This is a genomic window from Enterococcus cecorum, assembly GCF_052119425.1.
GTDB lineage: Bacteria > Bacillota > Bacilli > Lactobacillales > Enterococcaceae > Enterococcus_E > Enterococcus_E cecorum_C.
Genome location: NZ_JBQKFH010000096.1, coordinates 1 through 676 on the forward strand (window position 1 = coordinate 1; position 676 = coordinate 676).

A 676-nucleotide genomic window follows, 5' to 3' on the forward strand; every position below is an offset into this window, starting at 1 on the left:
AGTGGTGCGGGTTAGAGTGGCCATAACGCAAGGGTAGTATCCCACCAGCGCCTCAGTCGAAACTGGCGTCCCGACTTCTACGGCTCCTACCTATCCTGTACATGCGGTACAGACACTCAATATCAAACTACAGTAAAGCTCCATGGGGTCTTTCCGTCCTGTCGCGGGTAACCTGCATCTTCACAGGTACTAAAATTTCACCGAGTCTCTCGTTGAGACAGTGCCCAAATCGTTACGCCTTTCGTGCGGGTCGGAACTTACCCGACAAGGAATTTCGCTACCTTAGGACCGTTATAGTTACGGCCGCCGTTTACTGGGGCTTCAATTCGTACCTTCGCTTGCGCTAAGCACTCCTCTTAACCTTCCAGCACCGGGCAGGCGTCAGCCCCTATACTTCATCTTACGATTTTGCAGAGACCTGTGTTTTTGATAAACAGTCGCTTGGGCCTATTCACTGCGGCTGCATAAATGCAGCACCCCTTCTCCCGAAGTTACGGGGTCATTTTGCCGAGTTCCTTAACGAGAGTTCTCTCGCTCACCTTAGGATTCTCTCCTCAACTACCTGTGTCGGTTTGCGGTACGGGTCGTTGTTTTCTCGCTAGAAGCTTTTCTTGACAGTGTGACATCAGAAACTCGGTCGATTCAAGATCAACCTCCCCATCACAGCTCATTCTTA

1 rRNA gene is annotated in these 676 nt (G+C 50.9%); it reads right to left on the reverse strand.

Annotated features, from left to right (window positions below):
- A 23S ribosomal RNA gene (locus tag ACTQZM_RS11950) occupies positions 1 to 676 on the reverse strand; the annotation flags it as partial.